The organism is Janthinobacterium aestuarii, from assembly GCF_046113285.1.
In the GTDB taxonomy this organism is placed as follows: Bacteria; Pseudomonadota; Gammaproteobacteria; order Burkholderiales; family Burkholderiaceae_D; genus Janthinobacterium.
In genome coordinates this window covers 2,525,032-2,547,880 of record NZ_CP142524.1, presented here as the reverse complement: position 1 = coordinate 2,547,880, position 22,849 = coordinate 2,525,032, and the positions used below count along the sequence as shown (strand labels likewise).

At 65.7% G+C, this 22,849-nt stretch carries 14 protein-coding genes; 7 read left to right on the top strand and 7 right to left on the bottom strand.

All coding sequences use genetic code 11. The annotated features are described in order from the left end of the window. Positions 1-137 precede the first annotated feature (137 nt). Positions 138-1,331 (top strand): prenyltransferase/squalene oxidase repeat-containing protein, encoded by a 1,194-nt coding sequence (locus OX462_RS11475; RefSeq protein ID WP_409028445.1) that lies wholly within the window; start codon positions 138-140, stop codon positions 1,329-1,331. Then, positions 1,324-2,253: an AAC(3) family N-acetyltransferase gene (locus OX462_RS11470; protein WP_409028444.1), complete on the top strand. Its 930-nt coding sequence runs from the start codon at positions 1,324-1,326 to the stop codon at positions 2,251-2,253. Before OX462_RS11475 ends, OX462_RS11470 begins: the two co-directional genes overlap by 8 nt. Before the next feature lie 55 nt (positions 2,254-2,308). On the opposite strand, the gene OX462_RS11465 is transcribed toward OX462_RS11470, so the two are convergent. Further along, complete coding sequence (locus tag OX462_RS11465) at positions 2,309-4,576, bottom strand: OPT family oligopeptide transporter (RefSeq protein ID WP_409028443.1); 2,268 nt, start codon at positions 4,574-4,576, stop codon at positions 2,309-2,311. Positions 4,577-4,775: 199 nt separating this feature from the next. On the opposite strand from OX462_RS11465, the gene OX462_RS11460 reads away from it, so the two are divergent. Then, the gene (locus tag OX462_RS11460; protein ID WP_409028442.1) at positions 4,776-7,103 is read left to right on the top strand and encodes a penicillin-binding protein 1A; all 2,328 of its coding nucleotides are present in this window, start codon (positions 4,776-4,778) and stop codon (positions 7,101-7,103) included. A 348-nt stretch (positions 7,104-7,451) separates the two neighbouring features. Here OX462_RS11460 and OX462_RS11455 read toward each other — a convergent pair whose 3' ends face one another. Next, the gene (locus tag OX462_RS11455) at positions 7,452-8,105 is read right to left on the bottom strand and encodes a TetR/AcrR family transcriptional regulator (RefSeq protein ID WP_257218064.1); all 654 of its coding nucleotides are present in this window, start codon (positions 8,103-8,105) and stop codon (positions 7,452-7,454) included. Between the two features lie 357 nt (positions 8,106-8,462). Between OX462_RS11455 and OX462_RS11450 the strand changes: the two genes are divergently transcribed. Together OX462_RS11450 and OX462_RS11445 are read left to right on the top strand one after the other, a co-directional pair. Next, complete coding sequence (locus tag OX462_RS11450) at positions 8,463-9,377, top strand: lipase family alpha/beta hydrolase (protein ID WP_409028441.1); 915 nt, start codon at positions 8,463-8,465, stop codon at positions 9,375-9,377. Between the two features lie 10 nt (positions 9,378-9,387). Further along, positions 9,388-10,314 (top strand): lipase secretion chaperone, encoded by a 927-nt coding sequence (locus tag OX462_RS11445; RefSeq protein ID WP_409028440.1) that lies wholly within the window; start codon positions 9,388-9,390, stop codon positions 10,312-10,314. Positions 10,315-10,317: 3 nt separating this feature from the next. Here OX462_RS11445 and OX462_RS11440 read toward each other — a convergent pair whose 3' ends face one another. The 5 genes from OX462_RS11440 to OX462_RS11420 all read right to left on the bottom strand — a co-directional run bounded on the left by OX462_RS11440 (position 10,318) and on the right by OX462_RS11420 (position 17,899). Further along, positions 10,318-13,059 carry an ATP-binding protein gene (locus OX462_RS11440; RefSeq protein ID WP_409028439.1) on the bottom strand — a complete coding sequence of 914 codons (2,742 nt, stop codon included), beginning with the start codon at positions 13,057-13,059 and terminating at the stop codon, positions 10,318-10,320. 98 nt (positions 13,060-13,157) lie between these two features. Next, positions 13,158-14,204, bottom strand: coding sequence for a putative bifunctional diguanylate cyclase/phosphodiesterase (locus OX462_RS11435; protein WP_070219917.1), 1,047 nt, complete (start codon positions 14,202-14,204; stop codon positions 13,158-13,160). Continuing rightward, positions 14,204-15,046 (bottom strand): methyl-accepting chemotaxis protein, encoded by an 843-nt coding sequence (locus OX462_RS11430; protein ID WP_409028438.1) that lies wholly within the window; start codon positions 15,044-15,046, stop codon positions 14,204-14,206. Before OX462_RS11430 ends, OX462_RS11435 begins: the two co-directional genes overlap by 1 nt. Positions 15,047-15,077: 31 nt before the next feature. Continuing rightward, positions 15,078-15,770, bottom strand: a complete 693-nt coding sequence (locus OX462_RS11425; RefSeq protein WP_409028437.1) for an MCP four helix bundle domain-containing protein — start codon at positions 15,768-15,770, stop codon at positions 15,078-15,080. Positions 15,771-16,123: 353 nt separating this feature from the next. Then, complete coding sequence (locus OX462_RS11420; protein WP_070300218.1) at positions 16,124-17,899, bottom strand: methyl-accepting chemotaxis protein; 1,776 nt, start codon at positions 17,897-17,899, stop codon at positions 16,124-16,126. A 340-nt stretch (positions 17,900-18,239) separates the two neighbouring features. On the opposite strand from OX462_RS11420, the gene OX462_RS11415 reads away from it, so the two are divergent. Both OX462_RS11415 and mfd read left to right on the top strand, forming a co-directional pair. Then, a complete protein-coding gene (locus tag OX462_RS11415) occupies positions 18,240-19,175 on the top strand; it encodes a 5'-nucleotidase (RefSeq protein WP_121669819.1) in 936 nt (311 codons plus the stop codon). A gap of 218 nt (positions 19,176-19,393) precedes the next feature. Then, positions 19,394-22,837 carry a transcription-repair coupling factor gene (mfd, locus tag OX462_RS11410; RefSeq protein ID WP_070218906.1) on the top strand — a complete coding sequence of 1,148 codons (3,444 nt, stop codon included), beginning with the start codon at positions 19,394-19,396 and terminating at the stop codon, positions 22,835-22,837. The last annotated feature ends 12 nt before the right edge of the window (positions 22,838-22,849 follow it).

Here is a 22,849-nt window from a genome sequence, read left to right as displayed (position 1 = left end):
CTCGTCGGCGATGGTGATACAGCCATTATGCGTCAATTCCCGCGGCAGCGACACGGCGGCCAATCCTTGCGGTAAGTCAATAGCCCTGCCGATGGCCGGCGCTACAGTAGCCTGAGCCAACCACCGGATGGAATGCCATGCGCGCCTTGCTCGCGAAACTCAGGAATACTCTTGCGCCGGAGCCGGGCCTGCCGGCGGCGGCGCGCATGGAGCGGCTGTCGGACAGGCGCGGCCTGCCCGCTTTTGATCCCGGGCCGCAAGCCGTCGTCAAGGCCTGCACGGCCTGGCTATGCGCGGCGCAGGACCATTCCGGCTCCAACGACGGCGGCGTCGCGCGCGATTACAGCCTGCTGACGGGCTGGGCTAGCTCCTATCCCGAAACCACCGGCTACATCATCCCCACCGTCATCGCCCTGGCGCAGCGCACGGGCGACGAGGGCGGGGATGATGCGCTGCACGAGCGGGCGCGCCGCATGCTCGATTGGTGCGTGGCCATCCAGTTCCCGGAAGGCGGTTTCCAGGGCGGGAAGATCGATTCGACGCCGCGCGTGCCCGTCACCTTCAACACGGGCCAGATCCTGCTTGGCCTGGCGGCCGGCGTGGCAGCGTACGGCGACGCCTACCAGGACGCCATGCACGGCGCCGCACGCTGGCTGCGCGACAGCCAGGATGCCGACGGCTGCTGGCGCCGCCATCCGACGCCGTTCGCCAGCGCCGGCGACAAGGCCTATGAAACGCACGTGGCATGGGGCTTGTTCGAAGCGGACCGCGTCGCGCCGGGCCACGGCTATGGCGCGGCGGGCTTGCGCCAGGTCGACTGGGCGCTGACGAAGCAGCGCCCCAACGGCTGGTTTGCCTCGAACTGCCTGGACAACCCGCTGCTGCCCCTGACCCATACCATCGGCTACGCCTTGCGCGGCGTGCTCGAAGCGCACCGTTATTCGGCGCGCGCCGACCTGCTGGACGCCGCCGCGCGCACCGGCACGAGCGTCGCCAGGGCCGTGGCCGCCGACGGCTACCTGCCTGGCCGTCTCGGACCCGACTTCCAGCCGGGGGCCGGCTACGCCTGCCTTACCGGTTCCGCGCAAAACGCGCATTGTCTGTTCCTGCTGTACCAGCTCACGGGCGAGCGGCACTACCTCGACGCGGCGCGGCGCCTGAATAGTTACGTGCGGCGCGCGGTCAGCATCGACGGACCCGCGCACGCGCGCGGCGGCGTCAAGGGCTCGTTTCCCGTCGATGGCGACTACGGCACCTGGGCTTACCTGAACTGGGCCGCCAAGTTCTGCATCGATGCCAACCTGCTGGAATTGGAGTCAGGCCATGCTTGACGGGGCCAGGCGCACCGCCAGGGCCGCGCTGCAAGCGTGGCGCCGCGCCGCCAGCGCCCGCAACATGCGCCACGGCGCGCGCCACGTGACGCGCGCCGGATTGGCCGCCGATCTGGCGCGGCTGGGCATCGCGCACGGAGATACGCTGTTCGTGCACTCTTCGCTGAAAAGCCTCGGCTACGTGGAAGGCGGCGCGGCGGCCGTGATACGCGCCCTGCAGGACGCCGTCGGCCCGCAAGGCACCCTGCTGCTGCCCACCTACTATCTGCCGGGCGGGACCGTGCGCGCCACCTGCGACATGAAAGACTATGTGTTCGACCCGCGCCGCCATGGCACGCACATGGGGCGCCTGCCCGAAGCGTTCCTCGCCAGCGCCGGTGTGCGGCGCAGCATCCACCCGACCCACTCCGTGTCCGCGTGGGGCCGCCATGCCGCCGCGCTCACCGAGGCGCATCACCGCGCGCCGTCGATTTTCGGCGTGGATTCGCCCTGGCAGCGCTTCATCGGCTGCGAGCGGGCCAAGGTGCTGGGCCTGGGCATTTCCATGGGACCGGTGACGTTCTATCACGCGCTGGAAGACGCCATGGGCGAGGCCTTTCCCGTGCCCGTGTGGGCAGGCGAGACAAAGCTGCTGACCTGCCTGGACCACGCCGGCCGGCGCTGGGACGTGCCCGTGCGCCCCTTCGATCCGGCCATCGCGCAGCGCCGCATCGACCATCCCGGGCGCGGCGACTTGCGCGACTACTTTCACCGGGAGTTCGACGCCGCCGGCCTGCGCGTCAACGGTCACGTGGGCGACGCGGCGTCATGGTGCATACCGGCGCAGGCATTTTATGACCACCTGCGCCAAATGGCGTCCGAACACGTGACGATCTACGCAAGCGCTGCGCAACTGGCGGCGCGGCCTGTCGGGCGCGCATAAAAAACCGCCCGGATCGTCATGACACCGGGCGGTTTTCATTAGCGTGCTTAAAAAATCAAGCCTGCGGGCGGTCCATTTTCTTCTCGCGCGCCACGATATACAGCAGCACGATGATGGCCGCATACGGCAGCAGGGACAGCGCATCCGCGTTCAAGCCGGCGTAGAACGGATTGCCGTGTTCGGCCCAGTCGGCCATCATCTGGTCGAAGTGCGTGAGCACGCCGGCCGTGATGGCAATGATGATGCCGGCCAGCGCGCCGCCGGCGATGTAGCCGGACGCCAGCAGCACGCCCGAACTGCGGTCGCCCGCCAGCTGGCGTTCTTCTTCATTGAGCTTGGCGTTGTGTTCCAGCTTGTTGTTGCGGCGGTCCGCCAGCCAGCGCACCAGGCCGCCGACGAAGATCGGCAAGGTCGACGACAGCGGCAGGTACACGCCCACCGAAAACGCCAGCGATGGAATGCCGGCCATTTCCAGCACCACGGCGATCATCACGCCGAACAGCACCAGGGTCCACGGCAGCTGCTGGTCGAGGATGCCCTTGATGATGTAGGACATCAGCACGGCTTTCGGCGCATCGTATTTCTTCACTTCCGAGCCGTCCGGACGCTTGCTGTAGTGGCCATTGATGCCCGGATCGACCAGGTAGGCGAGCTGGCCGTCTTCCTTGACGAAGTATTTGCCGGCCGGGCCACCCACGGTATCGGTCTTTTGCCAGACTTTATACGTGTTGTGGTCGGTCTCGGCTTGCGGGCCATGCAGCTCGCCCGTCACCGTCAGCTTCGATGCATCGACCGTCAGGCCGGGCGCCACTTGCGCGGCCGGCACGTAGACGGTGCTCGCCTCGTTCAGTTTCAGCAGAATCGGACCGAGGATCAGGGCCGACGACAAGGCGCCCGCCAAAATCGCGTACTGCTGCAGGCGCGGCGTGGCGCCGACCAGGTAACCCGTCTTCAAATCCTGCGAGGTGGTGCCCGCATTGCTGGCGGCGATGCAGACGATGGCGCCCACCGACAGGGCCGTCACATAGTAACGCCCGCCCGTCCAGCCCATGATCAGGAAGATCAGGCAAGTAAACAGCAGGGTGGCCACGGCCATGCCGGAGATCGGGTTCGACGAGGAGCCGATTTCGCCCGTCAGGCGCGACGAGACGGTGGCGAACAGGAAGCCGAAGACGAGGATCAGCAGCGCGCCGAGGAAATTCATGTGCAGCGGCGTGGCGAACGTGATCACGGCGATGATGGACAGGCAGCCGATGACGACCCATTTCAGGGGAATATCCTGGTCCGTGCGCAAGGTGGAATCGGTCTTGACGCCCTTGCCGATGCCCTTCAGGCCGGCCGACAGGCTGCGCCAGATCATGGGCATGGCGCGCACCAGCGAAATCAGGCCGCCGGCGGCCACGGCGCCCGCGCCGATGTACAGCACGTAGGCGCTGCGCACGTCGTCCGCGCCCATTTCGCTGATCAACTTGGTGCCCGGCGAGAGCACGGTCGTCAGGCTGTCGCCGAAGAACTTGATCATCGGGATCAACAGCAAATACGATAGCACGCCGCCGGCCGCCATGGTGGCGGCGATGCGCGGGCCGATGATGTAGCCCACGCCCAGCAATTCAGGGGAAATCTCGGCGCCGATGGAGCCGCCCTTGAGCGGCGCGGCAAATTCCACGCCCGGTGTGTCCTTCCAGCCCTTGAACGAGATATTGAAGACTTTATACAGCAAGCCGACGGCAAAACCGCCGAAGATGATCTTGGCGCGGCGCTTGGCGTCCAGCGCGGCGGCCGAATCCTTCTCGATGCTTTCGCCGGCGGCGATGCGCGATTCTTCCGTGGCGGCTGCCTTGAGCACTTCGGCGCAGGCCGTGCCTTCGGGGAATTTGAGTTCCTTGTGCTGGTCGACGATCATGGTACGGCGCATGGGAATCATCATCAGGATGCCCAGCAGGCCGCCGAGGATACCGACCAGCATGACCCGCGAGATTTCCAGGTCGAAGCCGAGGATCAGGATGGCGGGCATGGTCACGCCCAGGCCGAAGGCCAGCGATTCGCCGGCCGAACCGGCCGTCTGCGTGATGCTGTTTTCCAGGATCGACGAATCCTTGCCGCCCACCTTCTTGGCCAGGCCGAACAGGGTGATGGCGATCACGGCGACGGGAATCGAGGCGCTGACGGTCAGGCCCACCTTCAGCACCAGGTACAGCGAGGAGGCGCCAAAGACCATCCCCAGGATGACGCCCATGAACAGCGCGCGGAAGGTCATCTCGGGCAGCTTCGCATCGGCCGGTATGTACGGCTTCACGGCGCTCGGCATTGCATCTTTTGCCATAAATAAATCCTTAATTGTATAAATTAAACAGCCCGGATCGATGCCCGGGCTATTTGCTTGAAGCCGAGACTATCGCACAGCCGCGTTTCGATGAAAAGGTTTTTTGCTCCCGGTCCCGGCGCCGTGCCCGCGCCGGAAGCGCCGCCGCATTGGTCTATAATCGCTGCCACCGTGCCCTGCACGCTCACGTGAGACTGCCTTGACTGCCAAACGATCCGGATTCCCCTGGCCCTCCCGCCGCGCCACCGTGCGCGGCTTCATCATCGCCGGCGGCGCCGCGCTGGCCGCCGCCGTGCTGCTGGCTGCTTATCTGTTCCTGTACGTGCGCCCGCGCCTGCCCGAGCTGGGCGTCATCACCGATTACCAGCCGAAGATCCCGCTGCGCGTGTACACGGCCGACAATGTGCTGATCGGCGAATTCGGCGAAGAACACCGCGACTTCGTGCCGATTGCGCAAGTGCCGGAAATGATGAAGAAAGCCCTGCTGGCCATCGAGGACAGCCGCTTCTACGAACACCACGGCATCGACTTCGTGCGCGCCGGCGGCGCCGTGCTGTCGAACCTGCGCCACGGCTTCGGCCATGGCGGCGGCTCCACCATCACCATGCAGGTGGCGCGCAACTTCTTCCTGACGCGCGAAAAAGTCGCCTCGCGCAAGCTCAATGAAATCATGCTGGCCCTGAAAATCGAGGCGGCCCTGTCGAAAGAGCAGATTCTCGAGCTGTACATGAACCAGATGTACCTGGGCCAGCGCTCGTTCGGCTTCGGCAGCGCGGCGCAGACGTATTTCGGCAAACCCTTGTCGGAACTGTCGATCGCGGAAATGGCCATGCTGGCCGGCTTGCCGCAAAACCCGTCGCGCCACAACCCGATCAGCAACCCGAAAAAGGCGCACGCGCGCCAGCAGCTGGTCTTGAAACGCATGCGTGAACTCGATTACATCAGCGAAGGCCAGTACCGGCAGGCGCTGGCGCAGCCGCTGCATATCAACAGCCGCGGCAAACAGGGGTTCGACACGCACGCCGAATACGTGGCCGAACTGGCGCGCCAGGCCGTGTTTGCGCAGTTCAAGGAAGACAGCTATATCAAGGGCATCAGCGTCTACACGACGATCCTGAAGGCGGACCAGGATGCGGCCTACGCCTCGACGCGACGCAACGTCATCGCCTACGACCAGCGCCACGGCTACCGCGGCCCGGAAACCTTCATCGACATGCCGGCCGATCCCGAGCAGCGCGACGACGCCATCGATGCTGCGCTGCAAAAACGCCCGGACAGCGACGGCCTGATCGCCGCCGTCGTCACGGAAGTCGCCAGCGGCAAGGTGGTGGCCGACACGGGCGACGGCGACGCCAAGGCCATCACGGGCGACGGCTTGCGCTTTGCCGCCCCGGCCCTGTCCGCCAAGGCGAGCGCCGGCATAAAGCTGCGCCCGGGCGCCGTGATCCGCATCAGCCAGGACGCCAAGGGCAACTGGGCCATCACGCAAGTGCCGCTGGTGGCCGCCGCCTTCGTCTCGCTCGATGCGGAAACGGGCGCCTACCACGCCATGGTGGGCGGCTTCGACTACAACCTGCAAAAGTTCAATCACGTCACGCAGGCGTGGCGCCAGCCCGGTTCGGCCATGAAGCCCTTCGTGTATTCGGCGGCGCTGGAAAAAGGCTTTTCGCCGGCCACCCTGATCAATGACGTGCCACTGGAAATGCAGGCGGGCGGCAAGGTGTGGGCGCCGCAGAATGACGACTTCAAGTTCGACGGCCCCATCACCATGCGCTACGCGCTGGCGCAGTCGAAGAACGTGGCCTCGGTGCGCATCCTGCGCGCGCTGGGCGTGCCGTACACGCACGACTTCCTGGAAAAATTCGGCTTCGACCCGGCCCGCCAGCCCAGCAATCTGACCATGGCGCTGGGCACGGGTTCCGTCACGCCCGTGCAGATGGCGGGCGCCTACGCCCTGTTCGCCAATGGCGGCCACCAGGTGGAACCGTACCTGATCGACCGCATCGTCGACGCCAGGGGCACCATCCTGATGCAGACCAAGCCGCCCGCGCCGAACGACGACAAGACCCTGGCGCTGGACCCGCGCAACGCCTTCGTGATGGACAGCATGCTGCGCGAAGTGGCCCGCACGGGCACGGGCGCGGCGGCGACGAAAAAACTGGGACGCAGCGACATCGCCGGCAAGACGGGTACCACCAGCGACGCCGTCGACGGCTGGTTCGCCGGCTACAGCGGCGGTATCGTGGCGGTGGCGTGGATGGGCTACGACGAGCCCAAATCGCTGGGCGGACGCGAATTCGGTTCGACCCTGGCCATGCCGATCTGGATCGACTACATGCGCACGGCCCTGTCGACGCGCCCGCAAGTCACGCGCGACGTGCCGGCGGGCCTGAGCCAGGTCGACGGCGAATGGCTGTACGATGAATTCATCGACATGAATGGCGTGAAGACGCTGGATATGGAGGCGGAGACGCCGACGGACCCGGCAGCACTGCCGGAGACGCTGCCGGTGGAAACCACGAACTGACACAGGTAACTTGTCGGATTACGCTTCGCTAATCCGACCTGCCTCTTACTGCATCAATCACCAGTATCTTGTCGGATTACGCTTCGCTAATCCGACCTACCTCTTACTGCATCGATCACCAGTCGTAGGTCGGGTTAGCCGGGACGGCGTAACCCGACAAGTGCCGCAGAGGTTTACACCGTATCTTGTCGGATTACGCTTCGCTAATCCGACCTGCCTCTTACTGCATCAATCACCAGTATCTTGTCGGATTACGCTTCGCTAATCCGACCTACTTCTTACTGCATCAATCGCCAGTCGTAGGTCGGGTTAGCCGGGACGGCGTAACCCGACAGGTGCCGCCGAGGTTTACGCGGCGGTCATGCTCAAATATCCGCGCACCGTACCGACTACGCTGTCGGCAAAATCGTCGACATTGACCTTCGCCGCGCGGTACTTCCAGCGTTTCACGTACCAGTCCTGGAACAGGGCCAGGCAGTGCGCCGCCAGCAGGGTGGGATCGCCCTGCGGCTTCGGTTCGATTTCGGCGATGGTGGCGGCGATCAGGGTCTGCACATACAGCTCGGAATTTTTCGCCATGCTGCGCTGCTCCACCTGCAGCACGCGCGAATCCATGAAGACGAAATAAAACCACGGCTGCAGCACTTCGGACAGGTAGATCGACGAGCGTATCATCGCCTCCAGGCGGTCCAGCGGCGACTTCACGTCAACGAACAGCAGCGGCAAGGCTTGCGTGGCGTGGCGCACCACGTCCTCGATCATTTCGGCCAATTGATCCTTGCTGGTGATGTAGCCATACAGGCCGCCCATCGACAGCCCCGTTTCGCGGCACAGGTCGCGCAAGCTCATGGCGCGGAAACCCACGTCATTGGCCAGGCGAAAGGTGGCGACGAAGATGCGTTCGAGATTTTCCAGCGCCGGCTTGCGGCGTTTGACGCCGATGCGCTCCGCGTGGCGGTCAAGAATATATTCCCAGATGTTTTCGCCATTCAAAGGCGTCATCTGCTGAAACTGTTCAAAATTAAAATGGGTCGACAAGTGCATTCCCAAGTAACGGTGTATGAGCAATGTAAGACAGCACCTGGGCGGCGCTGCAAGACGGCGGGACGGCGGATGCGGGGCCGATTATAGCTCAGGAAAACAACTATTTGACCTTTCAACTATGCAATGGGCCCATACGCAACGCCAAATGCGCACAGTTATTGCGCTGCATCATGTAATTCACAGCAATTTAAATCCAGCAATGCTACATTCAATAAACCGAGCGCTCGCTATTTTTAATGCATCGAGAATGTAAGGAGTGCACGGTTCATCGCTACAGCATCGACATTTCCACTATTCAATAATAACGGAGACAAAATGAAGACTCGCTTTTGGCAACTGCTATCCACCCTGCTGTTTTCCCTCGCCATCCTGCCCGGCAGCGCCGGCGCCGCCGGCTACACGCAAACGAAGTACCCGATCGTGCTCGTGCACGGCCTGTTCGGCTTCGACAAGCTGGGACCCGTCGACTATTTCTATGGCGTGTCCGACGCCCTGCGCAGCGGCGGCGCGCAAGTGTATGTGACCACCGTCTCGGCCGCCAACAGCACGGAAGTGCGCGGCGAGCAGCTGCTGTCGCAGGTGCGGCAAATCCTCGCCGCCACCGGCGCGGCCAAGGTCAACTTGATCGGCCACAGCCACGGCGGCCCCACGGCCCGCTATGTCGCCTCCGTGCGGCCCGACCTGGTGGCGTCCGTCACCAGCGTGGCCGGCGTCAACAAGGGTTCCAAGGTGGCCGATATCCTCAGCGGCGCCATTCCCAACACCAGCGGCGCGCTGGGCAATGCGCTCGCTTCCCTGATCGGCATTTTGTCGGGCAACAAGGGCTTGCCGCAAAACGCGGGCGCCTCGCTCGCCTCGCTGTCCACGGCCGGTTCGCTGGCCTTCAATAGCCGCCATCCGCAAGGCGTGCCCACCTCCTCCTGCGGCGAAGGGGCCTACCAGGTGCAGGGCGTGCAATACTTTTCGTGGAGCGGCGCGCAACCGTACACGAATGTACTCGACGTGGGCGACCCGGCGCTGGCGGCCATCAGCCTGGCCTTCGGCGGCGTGAAGAACGATGGTCTGGTCAGCAGCTGCTCCAGCCACCTGGGCAAGGTGATCCGCGACGACTACGCCATGAACCACCTCGATGAAGTCAACCAGTTCGTCGGCATCGTCAACCTGTTCGAGACGAACCCCGTCACCGTCTTCCGCCAGCAGGCCAACCGCCTGCAAGGCCTGGGACTGTAAGGAGGCTGCGATGCGCACGAACGCGAGATGGCTCATCGGCGGCAGCCTGGCGGCCCTGGTCCTGTACCTGGCATTGCGGCCGGGGGAGCCGCCCGCTCCGCCGCCGGAGAAGGCGGAACCGGATCTGTTCGCGTTCGTGCGCTCGATGGAAGGCACGCGCCCCGACGGCAACGTGACGGTGGCCGCCGGCGACAAGCTGGTGGTCGACGCGGAACTGGGGCACCTGTTCGACTACTACCTGGCGGGCCTCGGTGAAAAACCGCTGGCCGCCATCCGCAGCCAGATCGAGGCGGAACTGGACCGGCGCCTCGCGCCCGTCCCCGCCCGCGAAGCCAAGCGCCTGCTGGGTGCTTACCTGGCCTACAAGCAGGCGCTGGCCGGTGCGGAACAGGCCTTGCCGGCGCAGGCCGATCCCGCCGTGGCGGCGCGCGCGCGCCTGCAAGCGATGCGCGCCCTGCGCGGCAATTATTTTACGGCGGAAGAAAGCGCGGGCCTGTTCGGCGCCAGCGACGCGTATGACGACGATGCCGTGGCGCGCATGGCGATCCTCGGCGATCCGTCGCTCGATGAAACCCAGCGCCAGGCGCAACTGGCCGTGCTGGACCAGAAAATGTCACCCGCACAGCGCGATGCGCGCGACGCCCCCGTCAGGGTGGCGCAGCTGGATGCCTCCGTCAAAGCCTTACGGGCGCAGGGCGGCGGCGAGAATGAAGTCTACCGCCTGCGCGCCAGCACCTTCACCCCGGCGGCGGCGGCGCGCCTGGCGGAACTGGACCGCGAGGAATCGCAGTGGCAGCAGCGCATCATCGCGTACCAGGCGCTCAAGGCGCAGCAGTCCGGCCTGCCCGGCGGCGCGCAGGATGCGGCAGCCCTGCAGCGCTTGCGCGATGCCAGTTTCACGCCGGACGAACAGCGCCGGCTGGGCGCCTACGAATAGCCATCAAGCCAGCTGCGCCAGCAACCGGGCCAGCAAAGCTGCCGCCGCCATCACATCCGTGGTGTCGCGCCCCTGCCGGTAGCCGGCATGGACGGGGGCCAGCAAGGCATGCGCGGCGGCGCCGCAGCCTTGCGCCTGCATCACGGCCGCCAGGCTGGTGGCGCAGCGCAGCTCCCAGCCCGGCGCCTGCTGGCCCCGGGCAAGCTGCAGCGCTTCTTCCAGCTGCACGCGCACCGCTTCCAGGCCGGCCGCATCGTCTTGCGCCAGCGCCCGCCAGCGGTGGTGCGCGTCGCGGCGCAGCACTTCCGGCGCGCTCCATGGCGCCAGTCCCGTGCGTGCGCGCCGCAGCGCCTGGCTATCGGCGGCCGCGTCGTGCAGCGTGGCCATCAAATCGATCTGTATCGGCCAGCTGCGCACGGCAGGCCAGGGAAATTCCGTCAGCGTATCGCCCGCGTCGAGCAGCCGCTGGTAGGCGGCGCCCCAGGCGCTCCAGTACATCAAGCCATAGCGGGCCGCGTGCTCGCACAGCAGGCAAGTCCAGGCATGCGCCAGTCCCCGCTGCCCGCACCACAGGGCGACGGGAATGGCATTGATGGCCAGCGCCACGCACAGCGTGACGCCATTGTGCTCGAAGCCCACCGTCACCGCCTCGCGCGCCAGCGCCAGTGCGTCGTCGGCGCGGCCCTGCATCCACAGGCAGCGCGCCAGCGTGCCGCGCAGGCAAACCTGGTGATCGGCCAGCAAGGCGTTGTTGAAGCCAAGCTGCCCGGCGCCCTCGGGATGCGCGAGCACCATGCGCGCCAGCGCCGCCGACTCCGCGTAGCGTCCGCGCAAGTACTCGCCCGCCGAGCGCATGCGCGCCAGCACCAGCCGCATCGCCGTGTCGTCGCGCGCTTCGCACAGGAGGGCCAGCTGGGCCACGTAACTGTCGGCGCGCTGGAAATCGGCGAGCTGCAGGCTGCAGATCCACATCCCGCAAATCGCTTCCGCACGGCGGCTGTCATCGTCCGTGCGCATGGCCAGCGCATAGCCGCGCTGGAACGAACGCAGCATGGTGCCGGTGACGCCCTGCGTATGCAGCAGCAGGTGTGCCTGCGAGGCATGCAGCTGCATCTCGCTGTCGGGGTCATCCACTGCCTGCGCGGCCATGCACTCGAGCGCCCGCGCGACGCGCACGCGGTATTCATCCATCAGCGACAGCTGATAGAACAGGGGTTGCGCGGCCAGAGTCAGGGCCACGCCCAGCGCCACGTCGCCCTCCTCGCCGAAGGTCCAGTCGATGGCGGCCCGCAGGTCATCCACATGGCGGCCGTAGCGCGCGCTCCAGTGCGCCGGCGGCATGCTCTCCCAGTCGGCGGCGATGCGTCCGGCCAGGCCAAGGCAATGGCGCGCATGGCGCCGCAGCACGGCGCTGGCGTCCCCGCCCGCCGCCAGCTGCGCGCTAGCATACGCGCGCGTGGTGTCGAGCAGGCGGTAATACACGTGCTGGCAGCAAAATTCGATGCTGACGAGGGACTTGGCCGCCAGATCGGCCAGCGTGTCGAACACGTCGCAACCCGCCACGGCGCTGGCCGACTCCAGGCGGAAGCGGCTCTTGAACACGCTCAGCGCCTGCAGCACCTGGCGCTCTTGCGCGTCGAGCAGGCAGTAGCTCCAGTCCAGGGTGGCGCGCAGGGTCTGGTGCCGCAAGGGCATGTTGCGCGCCCCGCGCGTGAGCAGGCGAAAGCGGTCGTCGAGCTGGCGGCGCAATTCATGCAAGCCGAAATGGCCGATGCGCCCGGCCGCCAGCTCCAGCGCCAGCGGGATGCCGTCGAGCCGCCGGCAAATGTCCACCACCACGGGCACATCGGCGTCGGCCAGCACGAAAGCATCGTCGACGGCCGCGCAGCGTTCGCAAAACAGCTGCACCGCGGCGAAATGCCGGGCTGCCGCCGCATCGGGCACGGCATCGGCCGGCGGCAATTCCAGCGCGGGCAGGCGCTGCAGCTGCTCGCTGGTGATGCGCAGCGGCTCGCGGCTGGTGGCCAGCACGTGCAGCAACGGCGCGCCCTTGAGCAATGCGTCGGCCAGCATGGCGGCCGCGCCGATCACGTGCTCGCAGTTATCGAGCACGATCAGCATGTGGCGCGGGCGCAGGTAGGCCAGCAGGACCGGCATGGCGTCGCCGGCCGGCACCGCCACCCCCAGCGCCGTGGCCAGCGCCAGCGGCACCAGGCGGGCCTCGTCCAGCGGCGCCAGGTCGACGAAACACACGCCATCGGCATAGCGGCGCAGCACGCGCGTGGCCAGGACGACAGCCAGCGTGGTCTTGCCGATACCGCCCGGACCGGCAATGCACAGCAGGCGCAATTGCAGCAGCTGGTTGGCCATCGTTTGCAGCGCCTCGGCGCGGCCCAGCATGCGCGTCAGCATGACGGGCAGGTTATGCCGCGGCTCGACGCCGGCCGTTCCGGGCGCCGGCTGGCCCGTGTGCGCCAGCGGCGCCAGGAAGCCATAGCCGCGCCCGGGAACGGTGGTGATGTAGCGCTGGCCATCGCGGCCATCGCCGAGCGCCTTGCGCAGCGCCGCCAGGTGCACGCGCAAGGTCGCGTCGTCGACCACGGCATTGGGCCAGACGATGGCCACCAGTTCATGCTTGTCGACGATGTCGCCTGCGCGCTCCAGCAGGGCCAGCAGCAAGTCCATGGCCCGGCTGCCCAGGCGCAGCGCGCGATCGCCCTCGAACAGCACGCGTTCTAGCGGCAAAAGGCGAAACGGGCCGAAGACATAGGCCGGGACGGGACTGTTTATCATTCTTGCGTGGGGGAGAAGTGTTAAAGCATGCGGCTTGCAGTGGCCATATTTTACTGAGCATCCACGCCAGGCCGCATGGCGCCATGTTTCGGCACTGTTACAAGGCCGGCCGGCGCGCCGTCGGCCAGCAGTGCGGCCACGTCGGCCGCGGACGCCGGGCGGTGCAGGTAAAAGCCCTGCACCTGGGGGCAGCCCAGCCGCCGCAGCCGCGCCAGCTGCTCGCCGTTTTCCACGCCTTCGGCCAGCACCTGCAAGCCCAGGCCGCGCGCCAGCGCAATGGTCGAGGCGACGATCACAGTGTCACTATCTGCGCTGCCTGCGCTGCCCAGGTCGCGGATGAAGCAGCGGTCGATCTTGATGGTGTGAATCGGCAGCATCCTGACATGGCTGAGCCCCGAATGGCCGGTGCCATAGTCATCGAGCGAAATGGCCAGGCCCAGCGCGCGCAGCCGGCGCAAGACCTGCGTCGCCTGCGCCATGTCGTCGATGCAGCAGCTTTCCGTCACTTCCAGCTCCAGCAGGCCAGGCACGATGGCGTGCCGCCGCAGGCAGCGCAGCACGAAGTCCGGCAAGTGCGGCTGGCACAGCTGGCGCGCCGAGACATTCACCGCGACAGGCACCAAGGGCAGGCCCGCCGCGCGCCACTGCGCCAGCTGGCGGCAGGCGGCATCGATACCCCAGTTGCCCAGCGCGACGATGGCGTCGGTCTGCTCGGCCAGGCCGATGAATGCATTCGGGTAGATCAGGCCGTGGCGCGGGTGGTCCCAGCGCAGCAGCGCTTCCAGGCCCACCAGGCGCAGTTGCGCCGTATCAAACTTGCCCTGGTAGTGAAAACAGAATTCGCCGTCGCCGATGGCGCTGTCCAGGCGCGCCTGCAGCTCCCGGCTGCGCGCCGACGCCATGCGCGTGCCGCCGCGCCCATTCAGCGCCCGCCACAGCATGGCGCAACCCGGCGCCAGCGCCGCCAGTCCCGCCAGCGCCACGTGACGCGGCTGCGCATCGTCCAGCCAGATGCCCAACGGCAGGCAGACGGCCAGCGCAGCGCACAGCAGCGACCGCGCGCGCGGGCCGTGCCAGAACCTTGCCAGGCGCGCCACTAGGCCAGCAGGCGCGGCACGGCCGGCGCGCTCCGGCGCGGCAAGGCGTGCGCCGGCCCCTGCTGCAGGCGAAACACGCTGACCACCTGCAGCAGGTTCGCCGCCTCGCCTTCCAGCGATTGCGACGCGGCCGCAGCCTCCTCCACCAGGGCGGCGTTCTGCTGCGTCACCTCGTCCATCTGCACGACGGCCTGGCTGACCTGGCCGATGCCCGTGCTTTGCTCGGCGCTGGCAGCCGTGATGTCGGCCACCATCTGGCTCACGCGCCCCACGGCCGCCACCACTTCCTGCATGGTGGCGCCGGCCTGTGCGACCAGGGCCGCGCCCGCGTCGACCTGCTGGGTGGAATTGGCGATCAGGGCGCGGATATCGCGCGCCGCCGCGGCACTGCGCTGCGCCAGGCTGCGCACTTCCGTTGCCACGACGGCAAAGCCGCGCCCCTGCTCGCCCGCGCGCGCCGCTTCCACGGCCGCGTTCAAGGCCAGGATATTCGTCTGGAAGGCCAGCATGTCGATCACGCCGATGATGTCGGCAATCTGCGCCGATGACGCGCTGATGGCGTCCATGGTGTGGATCACCTGGCCCACGGCTTGCCCGCCGGCGCCGGCGATGTTTGCCGCCTCGACGGCCAGGATGCTGGCATGGCGGGCATTGTCCGCGTTCTGCTGCACGGTGGAGCTGAGCTCCTCCATGGCCGACGCGGTCTGTTCGAGCGAACTGGCCTGCTCCTCGGTGCGCGACGACAGGTCGCTATTGCCGGCCGCGATCTGCGACGAGGCCGTGGCGATGGTGTCGGTGCCGCTGCGTACCCGCTGCACGATCTCGAGCAGGTTGCCGTTCATGATGCACAGCGCGTCGAGCAGCTTGCCCGTTTCATCGCCGCCGTGGCGGCCGAAGGTCGATGTCAGGTCGCCGGAACGGATGGACGATGCTGCGCGTGACCAGCCATGCCGTCACCAGCGAGAAACCGATGGCCAGGGCGCTCAGCGCCAGCATCATGGTGCGCGCCGACAGATATTCTGCGTGCACCTGGGCGCCCGCTTCTTCCATGCGGTCATGCTGGTGCGTGATCAAGGTTTCCAGCGCCGCCATGTAGCGCAGCTGGTCGTTGCGCACGGTACCGAGCAGCAGCTCCGCCGCCTCGTCGCGCGCATCGGCGTCGAGCAGGGCCAGCACCTTGTCGCGGCCCTCGTTGAAGGTGGCGCGCGCCTGCGTCACGGCCGCCATCAGTGCGCGTCCCTGCTCCGACAGCACGATGCGTTCGAGCTGCGCCAGGCGCTGCTCCGTGTCCGCGCCCGCCCTGGCGATGCTCGCGCGCTCCTGCGCCAGCTGCTGCGGCTCCATCATCAGCAGCAGGTTGCGCGAGGAGCGCGCGATGATGTTGACATTCTTGATGATGTCGTTGGCCAGCACGGTTTTCGGATACTTGTCATCGATCACGTCGCGCATGCGCAGCTCCAGGCTGGACAGGTGCAACATGCCCAGCGCGGCAGTCGCCAGCAGCAGCAAGGTCAACAACGCAAAAGAGCAGCGCAGGCGCGTGCCGATTTTCATATTTGCCATCATTATTCGCATCCTTCAATGTGGTGCATCATCGGTCACCGCGCCGGGCTCGCATGCAAGGCTGACGGCAATGGCTGCCGCCTGCCACGAATGGCTGGACGCAGCAGGCGGAGGGGTCAGCCGGGATGTGGCCGAGGCGGGAACAAGGGTGGTACGGCAGGCAGTGTGAGTTATCTCACAAGCAATGTCGCGTTAAGTTTTGAAAAGATTTGCTTAGATGACAAAACAGCTATTTTTATAACGCTGTTTTTTTAGTAAGTAGTAACCGCAGTGCGGGCTTGGGCGCACATGCAAAAACGGCCGCACAGGGCGGCCGTCCGGTCAGCGCATCCTGGCGCCGTCAGTCCGTCAATCCGTCAGAACACTTCCCACTCGTCGTCGCGCGATGCGCTCTGGCGCTGGGACGGCACGGCGCGCAAGGCCGGGCGGCCTGCAGCGGGGCGTGATGCGGGAGGCGATGCCGGACCCGGTGCGGGACGCCTGGGCGCGGCACTGGCCACTGCGGCGCGCGGCGCGGCAGGCTTCACGCGCGCGGCCGGCGCCTGTGCGCCATCGAGCTTGAAGACGCTGACCACCTGGGCCAGCTGGCCCGATTGCTCCTGCAGCGATTCGGCCGCGGCGGCCGCCTCTTCCACCAGGGCCGCGTTTTGCTGCGTCACCTGGTCCATCTGGCCGATGGCCTGGTTGATCTGGTCGATGCCCGAGCTTTGCTCCTGCGTCGCCAGGCTGATCTCCGCCATGATGTCCGTCACGCGCTGCACGCTGGAGACGATTTCGGCCATCGTGCTGCCCGCCTCGGCCACCAGCTTGCTGCCCGTGTCGACGGCCACGACGGAGTCGCCGATCAGGGTCTTGATTTCCTTGGCGGCCGCCGCCGAGCGTTGCGCCAGATTGCGCACCTCGGTGGCCACGACCGCAAAGCCGCGTCCCTGCTCGCCCGCGCGCGCCGCTTCCACGGCCGCATTCAGGGCCAGGATATTCGTCTGGAAGGCGATGCCGTCGATGACGGAAATGATGTCGACGATCTTGCGCGACGAGTCGTTGATGGCGTCCATGGTTTCGACCACCTTGCCCACCACGGCGCCGCCCTTCACCGCCACGCCCGAGGCGGAGAGCGCCAGCTGATTCGCTTGCTGGGCGTTGTCGGCGTTCTGCCGCACGGTGGACGTCAGCTCTTCCATCGACGATGCCGTCTCTTCCAGCGAACTGGCCTGCTCTTCCGTGCGCGAGGACAGGTCCAGGTTGCCGCTGGCAATTTCCGACGAGGCCGTGGCGATCGTCTCCGTGCCGCTGCGCACCTGGCCGACGATGTTCACGAGGCTGGTGTTCATGTCTTTCAGCGCCTGCAGCAGCTGGCCCGTTTCTTCCGTTGTGTGCACCTCGATGTGGCTGGTCAGGTCGCCCGAGGCCACCGTTTGCGCCACTTTCACGGCCGAATTGATCGGCTGCGTGATGGCCCGCGTGATGTAGGCGGCGCAGCCGATGCCCAGCGCGGAAGCCAGCAAGCCGAGGATCACCATCAGGCTTTCCGAGCGGATCACGGCGGCGCTGCCTTCCTTGACGCTGGCATCGGCCACGCCGTTATTGAGCTTGATGATCTCGTTGAGCGTGGCTTCGGCCTTGCTGAACAGGCTGCGCGAATCCTGGTACTGCTTGTAGAACGCCACGAACAGCTCTTTCTGCCGCGGCTCGTCGCGGTTGTCGGCCAGCTGGCGCAGGATGGCGCGCACCTTGTCGTCATCGCCCTTCCAGGCCGCCCATTCGTCCAGGAAGCGCTTCCACAGCACGGCTTCCTCGGGGGTTTGCGGCAGCGGCTCGTACAGCTTGCGGCCTGCCTCGATATTGCTCCAGGCCTTGGTGCGCAGCTGCAGCGCTTCCGCGAACTTGTCCTGTGCCTGGTAATTGTTTTCATAGATGGCGGCCGTCAGGGTGGCGGCGGCGACGGCCGTCTGGCCCTCGTTCATCATCATCAGGCCCTGGATCGACGGCAGGCGCACCACGCCGATCTCATTGACGGCGGTCCCCACGGTGGCGATGCCCGTGTAGCCGCTGATGCCCACCACCAGCAAGGCCACCATCATCACGGCAACGAGCGTCGCCAGCTTCCATTTGATCAGTAAATTCTTAAACATGGCTAGGTCCTTTATAAAGTCACGACGACTGCTGGCGAAGTTGGGGCTGGCATGTTCGAGTAAAACAGCTGACACTTGTATAAAGGTGGCGGGGATAGGGCGTACGCTTCGTTACAATTGGCGAGATTTCATAAGTGAAAGCATAGTGGAAAATACGCTCGCTGGCTGCTACATACTTGATACAAAACAAGATTTCTTTCTTTACTGTGGCGCATATTGCACAGTGGACAGAAAAAACGGCCTGGCGCCCCGCTTTGGTGCAAAAAATCCCGATACGCCACTATTGGCTACGCAGTTGATAGTCGTATAAGATGAGCAACAAGCAAACAACAGGCAGACCATGGCTTATCCTATCGAACACAAACTGGTGATCGGGGTCGCTTCCAGCGCCCTGTTCGACCTGGCAGAATCGCACCAGGTCTACCTCGACAGCGGCCCCGAGGAATACCGCAAGTACCAGGAAGCGCATATCGACACGGTCCTGCCGCGCGGCGTGGCCTTCCCCTTCATTCGCCGCTTTCTGAACATCAACAAGCACTACCCGCGCCAGTCGCCCGTGGAAGTGGTGCTGTTTTCGCGCAATTCGCCGGAAACGGGCTTGCGCGTCATGCATTCGATCGCCCACTACGGCCTCGATATCTCGCGCGCCGCCTTCATGACGGGCAAGTCGCCCTATCCTTACCTGCCCGCCTTCAACGCCTCGCTCTTCCTCAGCGCGAACGAGGACGACGTGCGCAGCGCGCTGGCGTGCGACTATCCGGCCGGCCTGGTGCTGCCATCGCGCACGGAAGACGACGAAAACGACGAGGAACTGCGCGTGGCCTTCGATTTCGACGGCGTGATCGCCGACGACGAGGCGGAAACCGTGTTCAAGCGCAACAATGACGTCGATGAATTCCACGCCCATGAAACCCTGAACGTGGGCACGCCGCACCGCCCCGGCCCGCTGGCCGACCTGTTCCAGAAGCTGGCCACCATGCAGCGCCTGGAAGAAAAGGCGCAGCGGCGCGACCCCGGCTACAAAAAGATCCTGCGCATCGCCATCATCACGGCGCGCAACGCGCCCTCGCACGAACGCGTCGTGACGACCCTGAAAAGCTGGGGCGTGGCGGCCGACGAGACGTTTTTCCTCGGCGGCATGGACAAATCGCGCGTGCTGTCCGTGTTCAAGCCGCATATCTTCTTCGACGACCAGTTGAGCCACCTGAAATCGGCGGGCGGCACGATACCCATGGTGCATGTCCCATTCGGCATCGCCAATGTCCGCGCAGGATAAAACCTGCTGCGCGTCGCGCCTTGCGGCCTGCGATGCTCACCGTACTAGCGTACGGCTGCGCTTCTTGACCACAAATCGCTGCCGCTCGCGACGGTTTTCTCAAGCGCGGAGGTGCGGGCGATGGTCTATAATCTCGCCTGTCAGCGCCGTCACTGGCGGCGCGGCGCGCATCACAGCTGTTCCACTCAACTGCCTCTGCCACTAGTGTCATCGCCTGCATGTCCTTAGACTTAACGAAAGCCCTCCCCAAGCCCGGCAACCGCTACGCGCTGCCCGCCCTGTATGGTTCATCCGACGCCTATGCCCTGGCGCTGGCCGCACTGGAATTGAAAGCGCGGGGCCAGATGCTGGCCGTTGTGGTGGCGCAGGCCAGCGACGGCCAGCGCCTGCTCGATGAAATCCCGTGGTTTGGCGGCAAGGAACTGCGCTGCCATCTGCTGCCGGACTGGGAAACCCTGCCCTACGACGCCTTTTCGCCGCACCAGGATCTGGTCTCGGAGCGCCTGGCCACCCTGCACGAAATCCAGACGCGCCAGTGCGACGTGCTGATCGTGCCGGCCACCACGGCGCTGGTGCGCCTGGCGCCGCCGTCCTTCTTGGCCGCCTACACCTTCTTCTTCAAGAAGGGTGAAACCCTGGACGAGGCACGCCTGAAGTCGCAGCTGACCCTGGCCGGCTACAGCCATGTGTCGCAAGTGATGTCGCCGGGCGAATACTCGGTGCGCGGCGGCCTGCTCGACCTGTTCCCCATGGGTTCGGCCCTGCCCTACCGGCTCGACCTGTTCGGCGACACCATCGAAACCATCCGCACCTTCGACGCCGACACCCAGCGCTCGCTCTACCCCGTGCATGAAGTGCGGCTGCTGCCGGGCCGCGAATTTCCCATGGACGAAGCGGCGCGCACCACCTTCCGCAACCGCTGGCGCGAGCAATTCGAAGGCGACCCGTCGCGCTCCGTCGTCTACAAGGACATCAGCAGCGGCATTGCCTCGGCCGGTATCGAATACTATCTGCCCCTGTTCTTCGAGCAGACGGCGACCCTGTTCGACTACCTGCCGCCCGACGCCTCACTGGCCCTGGTGGGCGAGATCGACGCCGCCATCGGCCGCTTCTGGACCGACACGCAGTCGCGCTACCGCTTTTTGAAGGCCGACCGCGAGCGGCCTATCCTGCCGCCCGAAGCGCTGTTCCTGTCCGACGAGCAGTTCTTTGGCCTGGCCAAGCCCTACCCGCGCCTGGCGATTGCGAAATCGAACGATGCGCTGGCGTCCGAACTGTCGGCGCCGATTCCCAACATCGCCGTCAACCGCCGCGCCGACGACCCGCTGGCCAACCTGCGCAGCTATCTGCTGCAAGCGGGCCGCCGCGTGATGATCTGCGCCGAATCGAACGGCCGCCGCGAAACCCTGCAGCAGTACTTCAGCGAATACGACCTGCAGCTGACACCGGTGGAAGGCAGCGACGGTTTTCTGCAGTCCGACGCCAAGCTGATGCTGGGCGTGGCGCCGCTGCACGCGGGCTTCGAGCTGTTTACGCCGGAAGGAAATTTATCCTTCATCACCGAGACGGAGCTGTATGCCGGTTCCGGCCGCAGGGTCGGCACCAAGAAACAGGAAGGCGTGACGCAGGTCGAGTCGATGGTGCGCGACCTGTCCGAGCTGAAAATCGGCGACCCCGTCGTGCACATCAACCACGGCATCGGGCGCTACATGGGCCTGACCAGCATGGACCTGGGCGAAGGCGAGACGGAATTTTTGCACCTCGAATACGCGAAGGACACCAAGCTGTACGTGCCCGTGTCGCAGCTGCATGTGATCTCGCGCTATTCGGGCGCCTCGCCGGAAGACGCGCCGCTGCATTCGCTCGGCTCGGGCCAGTGGGAAAAGGCGAAGAAGCGCGCCGCCGAACAGGTGCGCGACACGGCCGCCGAACTGCTCAACCTGTACGCGCGCCGCGCGCTGCGCCAGGGCCACTCGTTCGAATTCTCGTCGCACGACTACCAGCGCTTCGCCGACAGCTTCGGCTTCGACGAGACGCCGGATCAGGCCGAGGCCATCCACAACGTCATCAAGGACATGACGTCCGGTAAGCCGATGGACCGCCTCGTGTGCGGCGACGTCGGCTTCGGCAAGACGGAAGTGGCGCTGCGCGCCGCCTTCATCGCCGTCATGGGAGGCAAGCAGGTAGCGATACTGGCGCCCACCACCCTGCTGGCCGAGCAGCATGCACAAACCTTCGCCGACCGCTTCGCCGACTGGCCCGTGCGCATCGCGGAATTGTCGCGCTTCCGCACCGGCAAGGAGATCACGCAGGCGTTCAAGGGCATGGCCGACGGCACCATCGACATCGTCATCGGCACACATAAACTGCTGTCGGACGACGTGAAATTCACGCGCCTGGGCCTCGTCATCATCGATGAGGAACACCGGTTCGGCGTGCGCCAGAAGGAAGCATTGAAAGCCTTGCGCGCGGAAGTGGACGTGCTGACCCTGACGGCCACGCCGATCCCGCGCACCCTGGGCATGGCGCTGGAAGGCTTGCGCGACTTTTCCATCATCGCCACGGCGCCGCAAAAGCGCCTTGCCATCAAGACGTTTGTCCGCAGCGAGGGCGAAGCCATCATCCGCGAAGCGTGCTTGCGCGAACTCAAACGCGGTGGCCAGATCTACTTCCTGCACAACGAGGTGGAAACCATCCAGAACCGCCTGGCCATGCTGACGGAACTGCTGCCCGAGGCGCGCATCGCCGTGGCGCACGGCCAGATGCACGAGCGCGACCTGGAAAAGGTCATGCGCGACTTCGTCGCCCAGCGTTTCAATATTCTGCTGTGCACGACGATCATCGAGACGGGTATCGACGTGCCGACGGCGAACACCATCATCATGCACCGCGCCGACAAGTTCGGCCTGGCGCAGCTGCACCAGTTGCGCGGCCGCGTGGGCCGCTCGCATCACCAGGCCTACGCCTACCTGCTGGTGCACGACGTGCAGGGCCTGACGAAACTGGCGCAGCGCCGCCTGGACGCCATCCAGCAGATGGAAGAGCTGGGCAGCGGCTTTTACCTGGCCATGCACGACCTGGAAATCCGCGGCGCCGGCGAGGTGCTGGGCGAGAGCCAGTCGGGCGAGATGACGGAAATCGGCTTCCAGCTGTATTCGGACATGCTCAACGAAGCCGTGCGCTCGCTGAAGGCCGGCAAGGAGCCGGACCTGGCCGCGCCGCTGGCCTCGACCACCGAGATCAACCTGCACGTGCCGGCCCTGCTGCCGGCGGACTTCTGCGGCGACGTGCACGAGCGCCTGTCGATCTACAAGCGCCTGGCCAACTGCGCCACGCAAGAGAAAATCGACGATATCCAGGAAGAGCTGATCGACCGCTTCGGCAAGCTGCCCGACGCCGTCAAGGCCCTGGTCGAGACGCACCGCCTGCGCATCGCGGCGAAAACCGTGGGCATCGTCAAGATCGACGTGCATGGCGAGGCGGCCACCCTGCAATTCATGGCCAAGCCGCCCATTGACCCGATGCGCATCATCGGCCTGATCCAGAAGAACCGCCATATCAAGCTGCATGGCCAGGACAAGCTGAAAATCACGGCCGCCATGCCGGACCTGGCCGCGCGTGTGACGCAGATCAAGACCACCATCAAGCAATTGACGGTGTAGACCATTTCGACC

Coding starts and splice junctions, on each gene's coding strand:
- OX462_RS11475 (WP_409028445.1), top strand. CDS start 138: ATGCGCGCCTTGCTCGCGAAACTCAGGAATACTCTTGCGCCGGAGCCG.
- OX462_RS11470 (WP_409028444.1), top strand. CDS start 1,324: ATGCTTGACGGGGCCAGGCGCACCGCCAGGGCCGCGCTGCAAGCGTGG.
- OX462_RS11465 (WP_409028443.1), bottom strand. CDS start 4,576: ATGGCAAAAGATGCAATGCCGAGCGCCGTGAAGCCGTACATACCGGCC.
- OX462_RS11455 (WP_257218064.1), bottom strand. CDS start 8,105: ATGACGCCTTTGAATGGCGAAAACATCTGGGAATATATTCTTGACCGC.
- OX462_RS11450 (WP_409028441.1), top strand. CDS start 8,463: ATGAAGACTCGCTTTTGGCAACTGCTATCCACCCTGCTGTTTTCCCTC.
- OX462_RS11445 (WP_409028440.1), top strand. CDS start 9,388: ATGCGCACGAACGCGAGATGGCTCATCGGCGGCAGCCTGGCGGCCCTG.
- OX462_RS11430 (WP_409028438.1), bottom strand. CDS start 15,046: ATGAACGGCAACCTGCTCGAGATCGTGCAGCGGGTACGCAGCGGCACC.
- OX462_RS11425 (WP_409028437.1), bottom strand. CDS start 15,770: ATGATGGCAAATATGAAAATCGGCACGCGCCTGCGCTGCTCTTTTGCG.
- OX462_RS11420 (WP_070300218.1), bottom strand. CDS start 17,899: ATGTTTAAGAATTTACTGATCAAATGGAAGCTGGCGACGCTCGTTGCC.
- OX462_RS11415 (WP_121669819.1), top strand. CDS start 18,240: ATGGCTTATCCTATCGAACACAAACTGGTGATCGGGGTCGCTTCCAGC.
- mfd (WP_070218906.1), top strand. CDS start 19,394: ATGTCCTTAGACTTAACGAAAGCCCTCCCCAAGCCCGGCAACCGCTAC.